This window comes from Pseudomonas sp. BIGb0278 (assembly GCF_024809895.1).
Lineage (GTDB): Bacteria > Pseudomonadota > Gammaproteobacteria > Pseudomonadales > Pseudomonadaceae > Aquipseudomonas > Aquipseudomonas shirazensis.
The window spans coordinates 325,549-343,314 of the sequence record NZ_JANUEL010000006.1; the positions used below are offsets into that span (position 1 = coordinate 325,549).

A 17,766-nucleotide genomic window follows, 5' to 3' on the forward strand; every position below is an offset into this window, starting at 1 on the left:
AGAAACGTGTTTACTGTTGCTGGCATGATCGACAGATATCATGACAAACGAATTTTTTTGTACCCTGACCACATCTACAGCAAACCTTGGCATAGGCGTTCAAAGTCAATATTTATTGAAAGCATTCTACTTGGAATGCCTACAACTGAGTTTTGGTGTGAAGAAGATAATTTCGGTGCAGTGTCTGTCCTAGATGGAACTCAGCGTGTTAAATGCCTGCTTGATTTCGTCAATGACAAATTCCGCCTTGAGGATTTGAAACTTCTCCCAGAGCTTGAAGGCCGGTATTACTCCGAACTACCATTTCGACACGCTTCAACGCTTTCTAACAGAGCCGAACTTTACTTCACAACAATTAGTTATGACACTCATCCATCTCTGAAGTTTGAGTTCTTCAAACGCATCAACTCAGATTCCTATAGATTTCCAATTCAAGCAGCGAGAAACTTTGCTTTTCGTGAGCACTTTCGCTTCATCAGAAATCTTCAGGACTCATGCTCCGAGTATTTGAAACCTTTGAGCGAACGCTCGGAATCCCTAAGTAAGAACGACTATCTTTCTTCTGCCAGCTTTGATGAGCTCTACTTATTACTCTCCGCACTGACGTTAACTTTTCATGGCTCTATGCCTGACAACGAAGAAACATCTGAAGACTTACTGGATAAGGCCGCAATGCTAATCCATTTTGAGGAAATTGACACGCGTGTACTAGAGCGCAAAATTAGGTCAAGGTTAAGATCACTATCCAGATCCGGGGAGAACTCTATCTCTTTGGATTCTCAGCCTCGATTCAGCAAGCCAACCGCCCCAAGGTTAGATGCCCAAGACAGTATTAGGCTCAGTCAAAATCAGATTGCAAACCTATATATTTACTCACTAAAAGATGAAGTAAACTCCATTTCCGACTTTTATGACGTCCTTAATAGCTCTCCAAGGATTTCGCCAAGAAGTGCCTCCTCCTATTATAGAAGGCTGTTTAGATGAACATGATCACCTCATTGGAAATAGAAAATTTCAAGTGCTTCAAAAACGCTACATTTCAATTCTCACCACTTACAGTTTTTTGTGGATCAAATTCAGCAGGAAAATCCACCGCACTGCAGGCTTTACTGCTAATCAAACAGAGTTATAACAACGGTAGTCTCGCGAAAAATCGACTGAGTCTGGCAGGAGACTTTTTTTCTTTCGGGCATCTTAGAGACGTTTTTAACCATGATGCCGTAGGCAACACGATTCAAATTAAGTTAAATGACATTGCATTTTCAAGTGACGTCCGGTCTCATAATGCGGATGACTACGTATTGTCGTTGAATTCTACACCTAACACCGATCACGATTTTTTTAGGTCTGACTTTCAGTATTTAAGCGCATATCGGCTATGCCCTCAAAACAGCTACGACATGAATCTGAATACCGAAGTTATAGATGTTGGCATATTTGGCCAATATGCAATTTCCGAGTTAGTTCGATATCAGGACTCTCCATCACCAAATCAAAAGCTTGCAAAAAAAATCTGTTCCCACCTAAAAGATCATGATGGGGATCGCCAAGTCACGTTAGAGATAGCCTTCAGAGAGGCAATGAAAAAAATAACACCAAATTTTGAGATAAATCTAGCCGACCATAAAAACCTGGATAAAGTTTCAAACACCTTTCCAACCAAAGGTAAGTCTATAAACGAGGTACGCCCTGTCAATACCGGTTTCGGTATCAGCTATGTCATTCCGATTATCGTTGCCATGCTCTGTACTACGGAAGGTGGATATTTGCTCGTAGAGAATCCAGAAGTGCATCTACATCCCGCAGCTCAGTCGATTCTCGCCGAACTTTTAACCATGGCCGCAACGTGCGGCATCCAAGTAATCCTAGAAACCCATAGCGATCATATAATTAATGGAATTCGCGCCCACGTCAAAGAAAATGAGATCGCCTATGGTTTTGTAACTATCAACTCCGTTAGATCTGTCGATGAAGAAAGGCAAATCACTAAGATACTTGTTGATAGCAATGGAGGTCTAACCGACATGGACACTGGCTTTTTCGACCAAGCAGAAATAGACCTATTGAGACTGTTTTAATGAAAGTCTACATAAATGAACTCTCAATAGAACGGCAAGCACAAAGCTACAATGAGGCTTTGTCCATTTTAGCTAACCTCGCAAAGCTAGCTTCCAAGACTAAACACATCGCCTACGAAAGAAAATCATTCCGAACTCGATCTTTCTCCGAACGTGAAATAATTGAAGGGATCACTGTAAAATCCATATTAGCGCAGGCAGTTACAAAACAATCACCAAGTGAAGAAGTTGCTAGAAAACTCACTCTCCAAATATTGTTATCGCAGCCATACACCCAAGACCGACATTCAAGGGTAGATGACACTATAACTGATAAAAAAGGTAATTGCCTAAAATCCTCATGCTTTGACGATGCTGCAGAGTCGGTTTCAGGAGCACTAATACTCTCCGCTGCGGGCAGCCAACGCTATGCAACAGATTCTATCGCTTACTCTAGCTCACTTTTTGGGGACATCACTTCAATAAATGTTCAGCTTGAGGATATGCTAGACTCCATGATTTGGGTTTTTGAAGCTAATCCCAAACATGGAGTCAAGCCTCGCATTGCAAGTGGAACTCAGATAAGCGCAATGGACTTGACTTCTGAGCAAGCACAAACAACCCTGAGCAATGGAATAAAAATACAATCTAGAGTTTACGGCTACACCAATAACAGTTGGTACCAATTCCATTGCCACCACGGAAATATGTACCACGGATTCAAGATCAATGTTGCTAAAAACAATCCCGAACATACTTCAGCGCTCAGAAAAATGACCGAGCTAAAGTTCAAAAGTGACTGCGGCCAAGTATTCACATAGCGCGAAATAACTCTGTCATTTTATCGCGCAGCTGTAGACCTGCGCCTGCTATATAGCTGACGTTGACCAGAAGACTGCCGGCCTGCACGTTTTCTCAATACTGAATTAAAATGCGCAAAGATCACTGATCGTCATGCTCGTATTTACTAACAAACTACGGCGCCATCTGCCTTTTTGGCTACGCAACAAATGGGATACGGTAACGGGGAATGGAAACCAGATTTGATTGAAGAAGGCTCTCTCACGACAACCCAATCTTCGCTAGTCGCCGAGCGCATCCACACAGTACCAAGTCCATGGCGCTGCGATCACGAGCACCTACAGAGGCGGAAGGATCCGCACAGGGCACCAGGTGGGTCATGTGACTGGCCCAGACACGTTCGATCTGCTCTTCCATTGCATCACAACCGATGGAGAGATCCTTTCCGGACGCTCTCGCGGTAAGGTCGAGGTCGGTGAGGCGGGTCGCACCACGCTGTCATTTGTTTGGGTCTGGTTGTCCGGTGCCAGCGGCGGTGGTGAATCCAGTTATGTCGAGCTCGACTATAGGTAAGCGAGAGGTTCGCGGCACTGGGCAAGTGATGGCGGATGAATTCAATGACATCCGTCTCCAGCCCATTGTGGGTAGGCGTTGGAGCAGTTGAAAGCTTGGCATGGCGCCAGCAGGCTCCTCGATTGTCCTACTCGGAATCTCGAGTAAACAAGCTGTAAAACCACCTGTGCATTTCGCCAAGGCCGAGCAGATACCAGAATTCCAGGAAGTACATCAGATAGCTTATCCAGACTCCCCACCCTTGGCTTGGAAGGCTAATGTGGGCATAGCCAATCAGCACTGCGCCTGCTATCCACAGACAAAATGCGAGTGCCCATGCTCTCCGTCTATAAACCCAACATTCATTCGTGGTCATCGACGCTCGATCTTAGGGGCTTACTGATTTGGCCACTTCCGGCGCGAATCGTTTCCAGCAGTTGAGCTTCATGGGCTCAGACGTCTGAGCGAGATGGGCCTGCCAAGCGAATACCTCAGTCAATCAGGTCATGGGCCACTTGGAGCCCGCCGATTAGCAGGGTGTCCTGTTTCTGCTGCGACCCAGGCGTGCATGCAATATCCTTGCGCCACGCAATCAACCTAGAAACAGTGAATAGAACGATGGGGTTTGAACACCTAGCTGAGCTACGTGACCGTCTACGGGCTGAAAACGAGCCCCAAAAGGTCGAACGCGCGAAACACCCCAAGCGTAAGTCTCCCCCGCAGGCGAAGCCTCACAGCCAAGATCCAGCCGTAGAAGCAATCTGGTCATTGCAGAAGCATTTTCCATCGGCCTTTCCTGTAAATCATGCCCCCAAGGCTCCGCTCAAAGAAGGCATTCTCAAGGATGCTGAGCAGCACCTGGAGCTACTCGGATTGACCACTGAACAGCTGAAGCTTGGTATCTCGACGTGGTGCCGGGGAACGCGGTACTGGGCCTGCATGGTGGATGGTGCGCCGCGCTTGGACTTGAGTGGTCAACCAGCCGGCGTCGTAACCACAACTCAAGCTATGCATGCGAAACAGCAGGCTTCACGGCAACGAGGTCAAGACCGACGACATCGTGCGAAGGCTATCCGACTGAGCCTCACGCACATTCAATTATGTGATCAATTCCACATCAAATTGATGCCCATCTCATGCCAGGTGCTGATCTCGTCAGATCTCATTTCCTGAATGTATCGGTAGCGCTGCTCCCGAAAAAAATCGACGTACTGATCCCTGCAACGCAAATGAACTGACTTTTTGTTGAGCTCTTCCGGAATGGACTCAAGATTATCGATCAGTGCTGACAGGAAACGATCTCGTGGAAACGACGGATCCACTGCAATGGATCTGACGTGGAGGTAGGGGGCAGATGCATCCTCATTGCACTGTTCTTTGAAACCTTCCTCCGAGATGAAATCGTCATTCGAGTGGCCAAAATGAGCGAAGCCTACGAACTTGCCTTCATGCTCATAGATGAGGAAGTTCTCGGGAGTACGTTGAATCCAATCTTGAAAGTCTTCCAGCGTGGCGTTCGCGTCGCCGGCGCAGGCTAGGCTCTCAACGCGAAAACAATTCGCCGCATCGTCTGGGGTGGCGGAGCGGTATACAGATGCCCACATATCATTACCTCGATGATCCTAGAATCGGGCATGGTAATGGGTATGCAGGTTCAACGCACCACATGACGCGGGCCGTAATGCCCGTCTTAGAGCCTTTCCCACTGAATTTGCGCCGTTGATTTGCCTGATCCTTCGTGCGTGCCAGGAGAGCTCTAACGCGATTTCAGGAAGCGAATGATGATTCACGGCTATTGAGCTGCTCCAGCACCCGCACAAGGAATCGGCGCTCTTCACCATAGAAAAATGCCGAAGGTTCATGAACTACCAGATGCTTGGTGTCCTCCTCCCACTCGCCATACCAAGAGTCTGGTTTGTCGACATAGATCGCAGGTCGGTCGGGGAATTGGTCAGCGGTGATGTCGACGATCAGTCCATCAACTTCAAGCCAGGCATGTGAGGCTCCGTCCTTCATCCCGCAAACATAGAAGAATTCGCCGATCCCCACGGTGTTCAAATAGTCGCCCATGAGCTCAGAAATGATTCCGCAGCATCCGCGTGGGAAACCTCGGATATGCATGGGAACGTTGCCGGTCTCTACGACTATCTCGACTGCCAACCTGAAGCTTGTTGCCAGTTCAAGCGCTGCTGAACGAAGCATTTCCTATCCCCCCATAAAGAAGGGCCCCGCAGGGCCCTCTATTTGTACTCAATAGATTTTTACCGGGCCAGCCAGCTCTCGACCGTATCGGAGCCATGTTCCGCTTTCCATTCCTTCAAGACTTTGTGGTTCCCACCCTTGGTCTCAACCACTTCACCCGAATGAGGATTCTTGTAGACCTTAACTGCGCGAGCCTTGCGGGTGCTCTTAGTCTCAGCAGGAACTGGGGCGCGGCGGTTATTGAACTGAGGATCCAGGATGGTGATGATGTCGCGCAAGCTGTAACCATACTCACCTAGCAGATCACGGAGCTTCGTTTCGAACTCCATCTCGCGCTTCACGCCATCATCGTTTTTTAGTGTCTCAAGCTCGGCCAATTGGGCAGCAAGCTGCTGTTCAAGCGCACGGAATTCAGCAAGACGGGACATGGAGCACCTCAGATATTCAGTGGTGGCAGTATAGTCAGTGCCGTCAAATGTGGACAATCGAAGGTTCGTCTGACGCTAAACGCTGAAGCGCTCTTGGCCTTCGATGCCGTCTAGAACATCCAAAATCGCGGCAGCCTTCCGGATCACCCGGTATCAGGTGCGACAGTGTCCAGAGCGCTTCGCGCCTGACAGACTCGCGCGAACAAAGATCATCGATTATGTCCAATGCCTCGATTTGAACCAGTTGCCAGCCGACGATAAAGGTCGGCCAGGAGGCGAGCATCCAACAGCGCGTGGTGTGGTAAGTCCGGTAGCGTTACGTCGCCGACATCATTCATTTTGAGATGCCTGAACAACAGGATCAGGTTGGTTGCGCGATTGGCGACGTGCGCTGGCCAACGGTTGTTGACGTAGGCCAGATCGCAGAAAAAACCCCAATCCCATTCAGGAGCATCGGAGCAAACCTCGAGGGGGCCTTCCAGATCACTCAGGAAAGCGAGCAGTGAGGATTGGGCTTCGACCAAAGTTTGTCCGTGCGCAGCCAGGTTAAGCTGAGGCAGCACGTTCTGGATTACGAAGTCGCTGCAGTCTCCCACTACGTAGGTGTCTGTGAGCTCAACGTAGTATTCGTGGCCGGCTTCGGACACGAGTGCCACGGAAATCAGCTTCGTGTCGCGGTTGAGCTGAGTGAACTCACAGTCGAAAAATAGCTTCATACCTCTGCTCCCTGAAGAATTACTGATTCATGCTTGCCGGTGTACCTTTGGCAAAACGATCAAATCCGACTGGTTTTTTTATGACTATAAGCGATTGCCCTGATGAGTCCATGCCTGCGCTTACAACAAGGGAGGTTTGCCAGGTGCTGCGCGAGGTCACCTTTGGGCAACGCAGGATGACCAGGCTGGGAGAAGCATCATGGGATGAGGTTTATGCCGGCCACTTTCACGTCGATATTGATGGTTGGTACGTATCGATTTACAACGACTGTGGCGAGCTCGATTACTGCGAAGAGTGCCGATGCCCGGATGGCAGACGCTGGTCGTTTGATTCCGGTGACCGTTTCGGCACTGACCCAATCGCCCTGCTGTCGACTTGGGAGCACCGAACAATAGAAGGGATGCTAAGCCAGCTTTGAATAACCTTGGCAGTTGGGTACTCGCCCTACCGTGGGCCGGCTGTCGTGAACCAAGCAGCTGAACCGCTGCGTCCTGGCCCTCCAGGCTACCATCCGCGCGCCTAGGGGCTCCGTTTGCTGCGGTAGTATTGATTACTGAAACAATCAGTAAAAGCCCGCCTTCGGCGAGTGCGTATCGAACTACCAGGTCGTCTTCCAAGCGAAAACGATTGTGCAGCATCAGTGCTTTCTAGTCTTCCGGCTCGAGATCGAGCTAAGCGCGAAGTTTTTGAGGTGTTCGAAAAGCTCTTTCTCTTTGGCTGTCTGTAGAACAGCTTCATCATCCCCTCGAGCCACCCACTCAATCAACACGTCCCAAATACTCCATGACCTAGATTTAAGTGAATAAGCACAGCCGGTAAGATCCTGACATAGCCGAAACGCTTGCTCGGCGGTAAGGAGGTAATCGCGATCCCCCTTGCCGAACAGAACTCCCCCATCATGCATCGTACGGATGCAGAGCGCGTTAGCCGGATAGCTCGGATCTTCACCCTCGCCCTCGTACGTCCAACAAACGCCGAAGAACCGAAATGACGCGCCTTCGCCGTGTATCGTATCGTCCGCAAACCTCAAAGCACTTCGCTCTCCGTTATAACGCTCCACCTTCATCAGCCCACCCCCGTCCCAAGGCATCCTGGCAATGCACAAGCCTGTACGCATGACGGCCATCAACAACCCTTGCGCAATCGCATCTGCTTGTCGGGCACTCAACGGGTAACGCGAGTCTCCGAGACACATCACGACATCGCATCCGTCTTCTGTGGTAGCCGCCATCTGGGCGACAGCCCTATGCGCATATTCAAGGCTCTGCGGGATGTAATACGACTTTGCATTCCTACCAATTGCAGCGCTCATACAGCTCTCCGTTAAGGTTTCTATACCTAACGGTTTTGGAAGTGGTAAAACTTGAGCCGTAAAGAAAAAATAAAATGCGGTGCTAGGGAAGCAGTCGACCCAATGTCCTTCAACCCGTATGACGGGTGCGCCACGGCGGATGAGTACGTGTTGCTCAAGCAGGATGACTGCTATCAGGTTGCAGCCCGTGAATAGCTAATGCGGACGCATGTAATCTCTGCATTTCAGGGTGGCTTCTCGTGAGCAGGCCCTCAACAGTGCGGCGCGTCGGCCAATCCATACTTGCACCTGCAAACCCCGCTTCTATGATGATTCGATGGATTGCCTAACAGGACGTCGTACAGCGCATGAATCTCCAAGCCCTAGGCGACAAGCTTCAACGCTATCGTATTCAGCTTCAGCGCTCCGTTGACGAAGTCGCAGCCTTCACTGCGATCAACGTTGAGCGCATCAGTAGTATTGAGAAAGGCGAGCTGGAGCCTACCGGAGACGAGGTACTCATCCTCGCTGACTACTATCGATGCGATTTCAAGTTTTTCATCTCAAACGAGCAAGTCGCCCCGTTTGAGCAAACTGAAACGCTGTACCGGGCGCATGGCCGTGAGTTCTCCAAGGAGGATCGCTCTGCCATTCAAGAGTTTCTGTACCTCTGCGAGACCGAAGAGTTTTTAACCCAAAAGCTCCGTGGTGCAGCCAGCACCTTTGCATACACTCCGCAAGGCGACTATTTCATTGGACACGCAGAAGGCGCGGCAAGGGCGTTTCGCCAGCAGATGGGTCATACCGATAGAGAGGTTCCCCGCGACATCTACTCCGAGTTTCGCTCAGTAGGCGTGCATGTTTTCAGGCGAAAGCTAGCCAACTCCAAAATCTCAGGCCTCTTCGTGATGCACCCTGTCGCGGGTAAATGTATTTTGGTCAACTACACCGAGGACGTCTACCGACAGCGGTTCAGTGCAGCACACGAGATGGCCCACTGTATTTTTGATAGTGACCAAGGGGCTAGCGTTACTATGCCTGGGGACAAGGATATGAGGGAGGTGCGGGCAAACAGGTTCGCCTCCTGCTACCTGATGCCTCCCGAGACGATTCGCTTGCTGCCCGCCCCAGCTACCTGGTCTGAAGGAGATGCCCAAGATTGGGCAAACAAGTTCAGAGTGAGTTGTGACGCGCTGGGAATCGCTTTGAAGGCTGCAAAGCGCGCTGACCTTGAAACCAGTCGACGTATCCGGGGATACCGGGTAACTCGGAAAGCCAAGATAGACCCCGAACTTCCAGAGAGCCTCACCGCCCAACAGCGATCCAGGAAAGAGGCGTTACTCGAACGAGGACTGTCTGATCACTACGTTAGGCTATGCCTGGATGCGCACAGCCAAGGCATCATAAGCCTCGGCAGGCTAGCCGAAGCTCTCCTTTGCAGCTACGGCGAACTGGCGGCACTTGCTTCTCTATATGGAAGGACAATACATGGCTATTGATCCATCGAAATTCCACAAGATTAATGTTGCCGACACCTGTTCGGTTTGGAACATTTTGTCTTCGCGCCGGCTGTATGCTGCGACTCAAGAGGCAAGCTGTGAGTTTTGCATGACGGGGTTTGTCCTATACGAATGCTTGGTCAAGCCTCGCACCTCCCCTACTGCAGCCGACCTAGAATTGAGGGAGCGCCTCAAGCAAGAGCAATCCAAAGGCAAATTTGCGTCGCACTCCTGCAGCATTGACGATCTCCAAGCCATTGCAAACCTTGAAAGCCGAAAAAACCTGGGTAAGGGCGAGCTGTCGTCAATCGCATTCGCAAGCAGAATTCGTCAAGCGTTCATCACCGATGATCGCAAAGCCAGAGCACTCTCAGAAAGCGTCGCTCAAGCGATAACACAGACAACTCCTCACATGCATTCTTGGCTCATTTTCACCAATGTCCTGACAGATTCAGATCACGAAGTGGTTCTATCTCAACACATAGAGATGGGTGGTTCGCTAGCTACCCATCTAGGGACAGCCTATGGCATGGCACTACAGTGTAGGCTGAATCTCTACCCCGCCAACACAGCTACTGACGCTGACGCGGGGCATTGAAAAGGCACGCAGGCCGCAGCGATGGACGCAACGCCAAGCCTCGTCTAGGACGAGCCCCGATGAAGCAGCCTTTGTTCGATTTTGACCTCAGACGCGTTTCGTACGAGCACTAAATAACAGGAATGGCTGCCATCAATTTCGCCATTCTTGAAGCATCCGGAGAGCGTTTGACGGGGCGATTAGGCTTCCTTAGTCAAGGCATCTCCCAGCTCCATCCAATACTGCTTGATCGCGCCAACGTATTCACGGATGTGTGCGGCATTGACAAAGATGTCCTCCCCAAGCAAAGGCGTGTAGACACGCCCAGAGATAGGCCATCCGCTGGCCCGCCCGTCTATTTCGAACAGGTGAGGAGCTATTTGCAATAATTCTTCGCTGCTTTTGCCTTCTCCATGCTTGATCGAGTTCGCCAAGTGCCGGAGCTCCTCAAGCTTTGGCCAACAGGCAAATTTCGTGCTGTCCACATTGGCGAGCCCGAGGCGTTTGCGTACCTCCTCATGCGTATAGAGCTTTCTGTTGTCTTTCTCCCGCCACGGCAACAGCTCTTGGCGCAGAAACAGCAATACCTGCTGTTCATACAGGTGGTATAGAAAGAGCGCGCAACAATTCAACAGCCCTTGCTCCATGCCCTTGAGCCCCATGTAGTGTGTCACGGACGCATCTCTGACGGCCTCAGCTATGTCACCTTCATCCTGGCAGTCGCCGTAGTACGGCTGGCTCATAGCCTCCTCCCACAGATCGTTCTCAAGCTTTTCGCTTTCTGCCTCGATTGAGAGAAACGTTGGCTGAAGTCTCAGCAGGAACACGTCTGCGACCCTTTGGATAGCAGGGATGAAGTCGCCGTGAAAGCGCTGAAGCCAGAGGTGGGAGTTATGCATAGGTGCCATTTATCCTTCAAAACCTATGGGTAAGTTACGGGCATCATTTGGGATCTTCGAAATGACCGGCGCCAGCAAAATCGCCACCGTGATAGCGAGCGGCAGGCTCATTCATATCCATCGGTGGGAATTTAGCTTCGACCTTTTCCCGATAATCGTCGGCAGTGTCTTTGGGAACGTAGCCTATGGAGGAAGCAGTGCGATTATCCCAAAGGGATTCCCGATTGGCGGACATGCCATACACGATCATATGCGCTACTCGTGGCGCCAAAAGAGAACGCTCAACCAACTGGGCGAAATCATCAAAAGACAACCAGGTTGCAAGCATTCGCCGATCAAGGGGCTCCTCAAAGGACGAACCGATGCGCAGGTTTACTGACTCAATGCCGAATTTGTCCCAGTAATACTGCCCCAGGTCTTCGGCAAAACATTTGCTCAGCCCATACAGACTGTCTGGACGGTGACCCTGCTTGATCGTCAGCTTGGCTTCACCCAGTGAATTTGCCTTCGTGAAGAAGCCCACGAAGGCCGGTGTAGCCTCTGCAGTTACCATCGGCAGCGCATCGACCTTCACAGCGGTGAGGATGATTTCAAAATCATGTACCGACCCTTTGGGTGGGCAAGGGCCACCGTATCCTGGAACACCGAAGTCCGTACGCGGTTGAAGTGCACCGGCAGGCAGATTCGCCCCTTTGGCATCGCCCGGAATATTGGCGACCACCCAATGCATCCAGCCCACACCCGTTGGAGCGTTGCGGTCATAGATCGTCAGAACGAAGCTTTTCGTCCCCGCAGGCGCGCCGCTCCAGGTGAACGATGGAGAAACGTTGCCGCCCGCGCAGCCAAACCCATACGGCTCGCTCAGCAGATTGGTGTTACCGAATTTTCCACCCTCAAGCTCCGGGCTATGCAGCGTGAAGGTTTGCGCATAACTCGCGCTGGACGCGCCCGCTAACGAGGATGCCAGGACTAGCCCCAGAAGTTTATTGTTCATCAAAAGATCCCCGAAGAGTGTTGGAATCTTGATCCTACGGTGATGAGAGATCACGACCGTTGACGGGTCGATCAATCTTCATGCTCAAACGCTCATGATGCTTTGCTGAAGCACTTGATGGAGCCCAAACGCCCGCCACATGCAGTCGCACCTACACTGGGAGTACAGCGCGTACGCGAATAGCAACACGCTATTCTCTTCTACTCCAAAGGAGGAGGCAGGCAGTCCGTAAACTGGCTCTGCAGTGCTGTCATCAACCCCTTTTCCGGTGGCACCGCTGCCATCACCAGTACAAAACTACCTGCCAAGCCGAGAACGGCGTTTGACAGTTTAATCATCATGATAGCCAGCTCGACTGGGAACCCAGTTCCATGCCTGGAGACTGCATGAATTCCGCCATGGACGAATGAGTTCAGCGGCTGCCACGAGTATTCCTTGAACTGTCTCAAAGACCCTATCGGAACGTGCGGAGCGTGTTTCTCGATATCGTCGAGCATCGCATTGAGAGAAATAGCCTTATTTGCCGCCATAGCGCTGTCAGGTGTGAGTTCGGCCAAAGCCGATTCAACCTGATCGTCAGTGGCTACGTATAGCGACCACAGGGCGCGCACCAACGCTTCGTACTGAACCCTCATCAATGCGGCGGCGGACGAGCACAGCCCAGCTGAAACTAGATGTTTGATACTACGAGAATGCTCGAAGCTTAGGTTGACGAGACGACGGGCAGCCTCAAACCTGCGGGCTTTTCCTCGAGGCTCAAACTCGAAGAGCTCGGCTATCTTGAGGTCATATAGCGACGAACGACTCAAAAGTACGTCGAGATCCATGCAGTGCCTACTCTCGTCGAAAAGCCTCAAGAATAAAGCGGATCGGCGTTATCCCTTACGGTTTTTTTGTTTCGATGGGAGATCCGCCCACAACCGACGCACATCTTGCTACCCAACTGACAACCGAGTGCAGCTCGATAGATAACAAGGTGAAGCTGTCAGCTACGCGGCTTGACGGAGATAACCTCCACATAACGGAATTTTTTGCCGGCCACTCTAGTTGCTTCAAGCTCCGCCTGCAAAGCGCTCAGCGTGTCGGCCTCATGAATCAGCTCAAACGTTTTGCCTTCAAACTCATTGCCCACACGGAGCGTGACTCGTAGTCGTGGAGTGAACGCCTTGGATGTTTTCTTCTTGGTCGCCGGCGTAGGAGGCTTCGTGAACACCACCTCTGACTCAGGCTCGTGGGCTACTGCCACATCACTTGGGCTCGTGGGCTACTGCCACATCACTTGGGCTAGCGGGTACAACAGCGCCAAAGAGGGCACGGCGCATATCTTCTTCAGTCAGATCGGAGGTCATGCAATGTCTCGGAGGGAAGGCATATTTACCTGTCCGATTGTATCAGCGTGGCCTGCGCCCTGCCTGTCCAGATGGGAGCATCGAACGCCATTTCCGACTTTCTCGGGTCAGCATTGCAACCAAGCTCATGCTCGAATTCAAAATCAGCATCTGACAATGGCTGCCGGCGCTTGCACTCAACATAAACAACCCTGTAGTCGACCAGTCTCCATGCCGCAGTGCATGCGCTCAGTCGAATATGTATACGTTCGAAGCCAGGCTGAGTGGATTGCGTGAGAAGGCATCTCTTAAAGAAATAGTCAGTGCTTCTCCGGTAGGGCTGAATAAAGCGAGCGGTTAACCCTAACTCCGTGCTCAGTGAAACAGTGGACTGGCGAGAAGTCCATCAATCATATTGAAAGGTACAACCTTGCAGTAACCGCGACGTCTCATACGCACGCTTACTTTTAGTGAGCCGGCCAGACTCAGCAATAAGATATAGATTTTCTTTTGCCCTAGAACACACAACATATAGCATTTTTGATTCCGAACTTTCACCAACCGACTCCGGAACATCAATTATATCATTCCAATGGGGTATGAATCCTCTCAGTAAACCGAAAGCGACCACTGTGTCGTACTCCTCACCCTTGACCCCATGACAAGTATTGATCACGACACCGCTTGACTCTTTGAAGAAACCTCTAAACAGCTCTATATCATCCTCACAAAATCCATCACCACCCTGAATATTAGCCAAAGTTTTCTCGATGAATAAATCATACTCAGCTTTGAGCTGTGAGTTACTTTCTAGTTGAAGCCCTAAACGGCTCAAAAAAAAGCCGAAACATTCTTCAAGATACTGGCTGCCGACTTTAGTAACTGAATTAAACGAATTGACAATTTGCAGTAGCTTCATTGGTCGCTGTTCAATCGAACAGCTAAAACCTTCATTAAACTTAACTATGATATCCGAGGCCCATCGGATCCGAGTTGAAACAAGTCGCCCCGACGGCTCTGTTAATGCTATCTTCGAAAGTAAATACCAAACATTGTCATGCTGCCCATGAAATGGTGAAATAGCTGGGGCATCAAATCCGACATCTGGTAGTAATTCAATTAAATCCCTAGTTAACTTACGAAGATGAACCCACTGAGGTGCAATAACACAGATTTCATTAGCGGGAATTTTTGAATCTAGTCGCTCGCGTATGATTGTGGCAATAGCTCTTGGGAGACTCGGCAACGGGACAGTCTGGTTACAGAACGAAATTATACCCTTACTCTCTTTGCGCAGCGACTTGGAGACACCGCCCGTGACGCTCCGAAAATAAGAAAAATAATCAACAAGGCGCTGAGTCGAGCGGTAGTTATCCTTAAAAGCGAAAGTTTTGAAGTTGGAGCCTTCGAACTGCCCACCCAACTCTCTAGCATTTTTTGGGACACCACCGAGCCCTGCATAGATTGCTTGATCCTCGTCACCTACCAAGAACAGCTTCGGCTTGATTATCGAACTATTATACAAAATAGAGAGTATGGAAAACTGAAGCTCGCTAATGTCTTGAGCCTCATCAATACAAATGACACTAAATATAGACCCAATCACTTCAGCTATATCTGAATTAGCGATCAATATAGAATATGCATAATACAACACCTGATCAAAATCAATCTTTTTTCGCTGCTTTAAAATTTGAAAATATTTCTGCGCTACTGACTCCGCTTTGGGGGACTGATTTTCAACAAGCCCATGCTTATCAATACGTGTATTAACATCGTCAAAAGGGCCGACGCCGAATTCAACTTTTAGAGTTTTTAATATCTTTCTCGCTTCGTACTCGTCGATGACCGCATAGCCATGACGCGTCTCCTCCAAGAAAGCAGCATAAGGTCTAATAATCCATTCAAGCGCGAAAGAATGGATCGTCCCTGCCCACATCTTTTTTGATTCATAGGCATCGTGTGACTCAATGCGAGCGCGTAATTCGTCCGCAGCACGATTAGTAAAAGTAACCGCCAGTACCTTACCGCCTCTGATCGGTAACTCCTGGATTCCTCGAGCTATTCTTGCCGTCAATGCCCTAGTCTTACCACTACCTGGACAAGCAGAAACGTAAACATCACCTCCGTACGTGACTGCTGCCGATTGCTCTTCGCTCAACCTCATGAACCTATTACCTACTCAATAGATTAATAAAATCAGTCAGATTATCGTCTGGACAGGCTACCAAAAACTTATTAATACAAGCACTCTTATCATGCTTATTACTTTTAAAAAACTCTATCGGCTTATCCTTTTCCTCCATGATGGGCATGGGATTAAGGAGCCTATGAACACACATTTTATGCAGGATCTGGTTGGACAAACGCCCGCCACAAGAAAAAGCGATTGCCTTCAAAATATAGGGTGGAATATACGTTCTTGACGAAACTTTCTCAGACAGCAGCAGGGAGAACCACCCCTTTCCAACCTTTTCAGCCAAGCGCAAAATTTCTTTTCCATAGACGGATAGATCAGATGATTTAAGCTTGGCGCTCACGGAGTCTATGCTGGACTTTTTTGTATAGATGGAAGATAGCGTCTCAACGACTTCAATAGAGTTATCCTCCAATATGAAATCCACTTCAAAAGTATACTTAGCATAGTAAGCGTTGAGGTATGCATTATCGAAAACCAGATCATCGAGCGCCTTTCTTCTATGTTCACCTGAAGACTGAGAGTCACGACATTTTTTTTGGTAAGGAGTGTCATCTTCAAGGCTCTGGGGCAGAGATACAATCGAAGAGTCGCCGTCGGTTATGATGGCGCAGTTTTTTCTTATCCTCTCTTCCCCAAACAACTTACATACATGTTCAAAAAATGCACTTTCCATACTTACCAAGCTAACACCCAGCTCATCTAACGACAATCCGAACACGGCTTTAAATATTGCAGGAATCAGTATAAGCTCTGCATCGCCCTCTACGAGCACTGTCCCTTTAGCAAAAAGAAGAGCGGAGCGAGTAGCGTTCAAATATCTTTCTATTCGATTGCATTCCAATGGCAGTAATTTATTCGCAGGCTGAAAGACATCTACTTTCCCATCCTCAAAGCCTAAAATATTCATTTCAGAAATACGAGCTACCGACGATATCTGCGTAGAGTGTGTAGAAAGAAAGACCTGAGTTTTACCAACTGAGTGTTTTTCAAAAAGAGCTTTCTGGATATGCGTATGAATATGAGCCTCTGGCTCCTCAATAACTAAAAACTGCCCAGCCTTCTCAACCTCCTGCTTGCGCTCATACTCCAAAAGCTTTAGCGCAATATATATTAGATTAGCCCCACCCAAACTAAGCTCACTCAGATCACCGCTAAATCCGTCAACAAAATTATCACCCACGGTGAGCGCAAGCTTTTGCAAAAGCTTATCTAACTCACTCGGGAGGGAGGACTGAATATCAACAACAGGCGAAAATGCATAACCGACGGTGTTATAGAGAGTCGTCTGGATCCCTCTAGACAATTTTTTTATCTGGTCAATATCGGAAATTGTCGAATTCAAGTCATCGACCATAGCGGAAATCTCTTCGGCAGCCTCTTCGTCTAACTCGGACTCCAAACCTTTGAGCAATGATAACAGAGGACTGCTACGACTGTTTTTCAGGTCTGACACCACGTCTCGTAATGCCTTCACGAATGTGAACGATATTTCTTCGTGGATCGGAAATACTTTGACGCCGTATTCTGAAAAGTTTCGATCTTCAGGATCCGGAAAAACTAGCCTCTCGAAATCTCCAACTAACCTATTGTAGGTCTCCTCAAGCAGGAAATCTGCTTTTGACTTACCTGTGAACACTATCTCATAGTCTTCCAAAGTAATCCCAGAAATCACCTCCGAGATAGAATCGCGATCTCCAGATGCTTCATACAGTTTCTGCCGCACTTTCAAACCTGGCCGATAGAAGTATGTTAAACTCCCGGACTCTGTGCCACCCATATGGCCAGCTTGATGCTTTAAGGTTTGACAACCCTCATGAGAGGAGAGATCCGCAAACTCTAGAGCTATAATTATCCAATGTCCTCGCCACTCATCTAAGCCTCGAAAAAAATCGCTCTCCATAAGTTTCACCGCATTTCGAGGTAGCGATTCATCCAAGAGCAGCCTCAAAGTATACAACGCATTAGACTTACCAGAACCGTTCTCCCCTAAGACGGTATTGACCCCCTGATTAAAAACAAATTTAGCCGCCGAGAAATTTCTAAAATTTCGAATTTTAAGCGATCGTATATACATTTTTCCTTCCTTGGCCTGTCTTGCATCATTCACTAGCAGTCCGTCGAGGATAGCATCCCTCCACGTCCCGCAGCTTCGTTTACCTAGGTATCCACAGCATGGATCTTGGCAATCTAAAAATTCACCTTCTGATTGTTATGCCGGAAG

General features: G+C 49.3%; 17 protein-coding genes and 2 pseudogenes. 8 read left to right on the plus strand and 11 right to left on the minus strand.

What is annotated here, in order from left to right:
* The first annotated feature begins 6 nt into the window (after positions 1-6).
* From M2396_RS20205 to M2396_RS20225, 5 genes and pseudogenes are all read left to right on the plus strand, one after another.
* A complete protein-coding gene (locus tag M2396_RS20205) occupies positions 7-984 on the plus strand; it encodes a hypothetical protein (protein ID WP_259077495.1) in 978 nt (325 codons plus the stop codon).
* Positions 981-2,078: a DUF3696 domain-containing protein gene (locus M2396_RS20210; protein ID WP_122434217.1), complete on the plus strand. Its 1,098-nt coding sequence runs from the start codon at positions 981-983 to the stop codon at positions 2,076-2,078. Before M2396_RS20205 ends, M2396_RS20210 begins: the two co-directional genes overlap by 4 nt.
* A complete protein-coding gene (locus M2396_RS20215) occupies positions 2,078-2,878 on the plus strand; it encodes a hypothetical protein (protein WP_122434216.1) in 801 nt (266 codons plus the stop codon). The genes M2396_RS20210 and M2396_RS20215 overlap by 1 nt, the downstream gene beginning before the upstream one ends.
* A gap of 304 nt (positions 2,879-3,182) precedes the next feature.
* Positions 3,183-3,431: pseudogene (locus M2396_RS20220) on the plus strand (hypothetical protein); the annotation flags it as partial.
* 597 nt (positions 3,432-4,028) lie between these two features.
* Positions 4,029-4,583 (plus strand): ProQ/FinO family protein, encoded by a 555-nt coding sequence (locus M2396_RS20225; protein ID WP_259077556.1) that lies wholly within the window; start codon positions 4,029-4,031, stop codon positions 4,581-4,583.
* Here M2396_RS20225 and M2396_RS20230 read toward each other — a convergent pair.
* From M2396_RS20230 to M2396_RS20245, 4 genes are all read right to left on the minus strand, one after another.
* Entirely contained in the window at positions 4,517-5,014 is a 498-nt protein-coding gene (locus M2396_RS20230; protein ID WP_259077498.1) for a GNAT family N-acetyltransferase, read from the minus strand. The two genes, M2396_RS20225 and M2396_RS20230, sit on opposite strands and share 67 nt — an antisense overlap.
* A 163-nt stretch (positions 5,015-5,177) precedes the next feature.
* On the minus strand, positions 5,178-5,612 hold the full coding sequence (locus M2396_RS20235; RefSeq protein ID WP_259077499.1) for a hypothetical protein: 435 nt from the start codon (positions 5,610-5,612) through the stop codon (positions 5,178-5,180).
* Positions 5,613-5,671: 59 nt separating this feature from the next.
* Complete coding sequence (locus M2396_RS20240; protein WP_259077500.1) at positions 5,672-6,040, minus strand: histone-like nucleoid-structuring protein, MvaT/MvaU family; 369 nt, start codon at positions 6,038-6,040, stop codon at positions 5,672-5,674.
* A gap of 209 nt (positions 6,041-6,249) precedes the next feature.
* Positions 6,250-6,756: a 3'-5' exoribonuclease gene (locus M2396_RS20245; RefSeq protein ID WP_259077501.1), complete on the minus strand. Its 507-nt coding sequence runs from the start codon at positions 6,754-6,756 to the stop codon at positions 6,250-6,252.
* Positions 6,757-6,785: 29 nt separating this feature from the next.
* Here M2396_RS20245 and M2396_RS20250 point away from each other — a divergent pair, with 29 nt between their 5' ends.
* Positions 6,786-7,175: a hypothetical protein gene (locus M2396_RS20250; protein WP_310504243.1), complete on the plus strand. Its 390-nt coding sequence runs from the start codon at positions 6,786-6,788 to the stop codon at positions 7,173-7,175.
* Positions 7,176-7,394: 219 nt separating this feature from the next.
* On the opposite strand, the gene M2396_RS20255 is transcribed toward M2396_RS20250, so the two are convergent.
* A complete protein-coding gene (locus tag M2396_RS20255; protein WP_259077502.1) occupies positions 7,395-8,069 on the minus strand; it encodes a hypothetical protein in 675 nt (224 codons plus the stop codon).
* A 347-nt stretch (positions 8,070-8,416) separates the two neighbouring features.
* Between M2396_RS20255 and M2396_RS20260 the strand changes: the two genes are divergently transcribed.
* Complete coding sequence (locus tag M2396_RS20260) at positions 8,417-9,547, plus strand: XRE family transcriptional regulator (RefSeq protein ID WP_259077504.1); 1,131 nt, start codon at positions 8,417-8,419, stop codon at positions 9,545-9,547.
* Entirely contained in the window at positions 9,537-10,145 is a 609-nt protein-coding gene (locus M2396_RS20265; RefSeq protein WP_161469163.1) for a hypothetical protein, read from the plus strand. The genes M2396_RS20260 and M2396_RS20265 overlap by 11 nt, the downstream gene beginning before the upstream one ends.
* Positions 10,146-10,324: 179 nt before the next feature.
* Here M2396_RS20265 and M2396_RS20270 read toward each other — a convergent pair whose 3' ends face one another.
* From M2396_RS20270 to M2396_RS20295, 6 genes and pseudogenes are all read right to left on the minus strand, one after another.
* The gene (locus M2396_RS20270) at positions 10,325-11,023 is read right to left on the minus strand and encodes a hypothetical protein (protein WP_259077507.1); all 699 of its coding nucleotides are present in this window, start codon (positions 11,021-11,023) and stop codon (positions 10,325-10,327) included.
* A gap of 43 nt (positions 11,024-11,066) precedes the next feature.
* The gene (locus tag M2396_RS20275; protein ID WP_259077509.1) at positions 11,067-12,017 is read right to left on the minus strand and encodes a YbhB/YbcL family Raf kinase inhibitor-like protein; all 951 of its coding nucleotides are present in this window, start codon (positions 12,015-12,017) and stop codon (positions 11,067-11,069) included.
* A 200-nt stretch (positions 12,018-12,217) separates the two neighbouring features.
* Positions 12,218-12,844, minus strand: a complete 627-nt coding sequence (locus tag M2396_RS20280) for a DUF6988 family protein (RefSeq protein WP_259077512.1) — start codon at positions 12,842-12,844, stop codon at positions 12,218-12,220.
* 158 nt (positions 12,845-13,002) lie between these two features.
* Positions 13,003-13,366, minus strand: a pseudogene (locus tag M2396_RS20285) (hypothetical protein).
* A 385-nt stretch (positions 13,367-13,751) separates the two neighbouring features.
* Positions 13,752-15,512 carry a UvrD-helicase domain-containing protein gene (locus M2396_RS20290; protein WP_259077516.1) on the minus strand — a complete coding sequence of 587 codons (1,761 nt, stop codon included), beginning with the start codon at positions 15,510-15,512 and terminating at the stop codon, positions 13,752-13,754.
* 7 nt (positions 15,513-15,519) lie between these two features.
* On the minus strand, positions 15,520-17,652 hold the full coding sequence (locus M2396_RS20295) for an ATP-dependent endonuclease (RefSeq protein WP_259077517.1): 2,133 nt from the start codon (positions 17,650-17,652) through the stop codon (positions 15,520-15,522).
* Between the last annotated feature and the right edge of the window lie 114 nt (positions 17,653-17,766).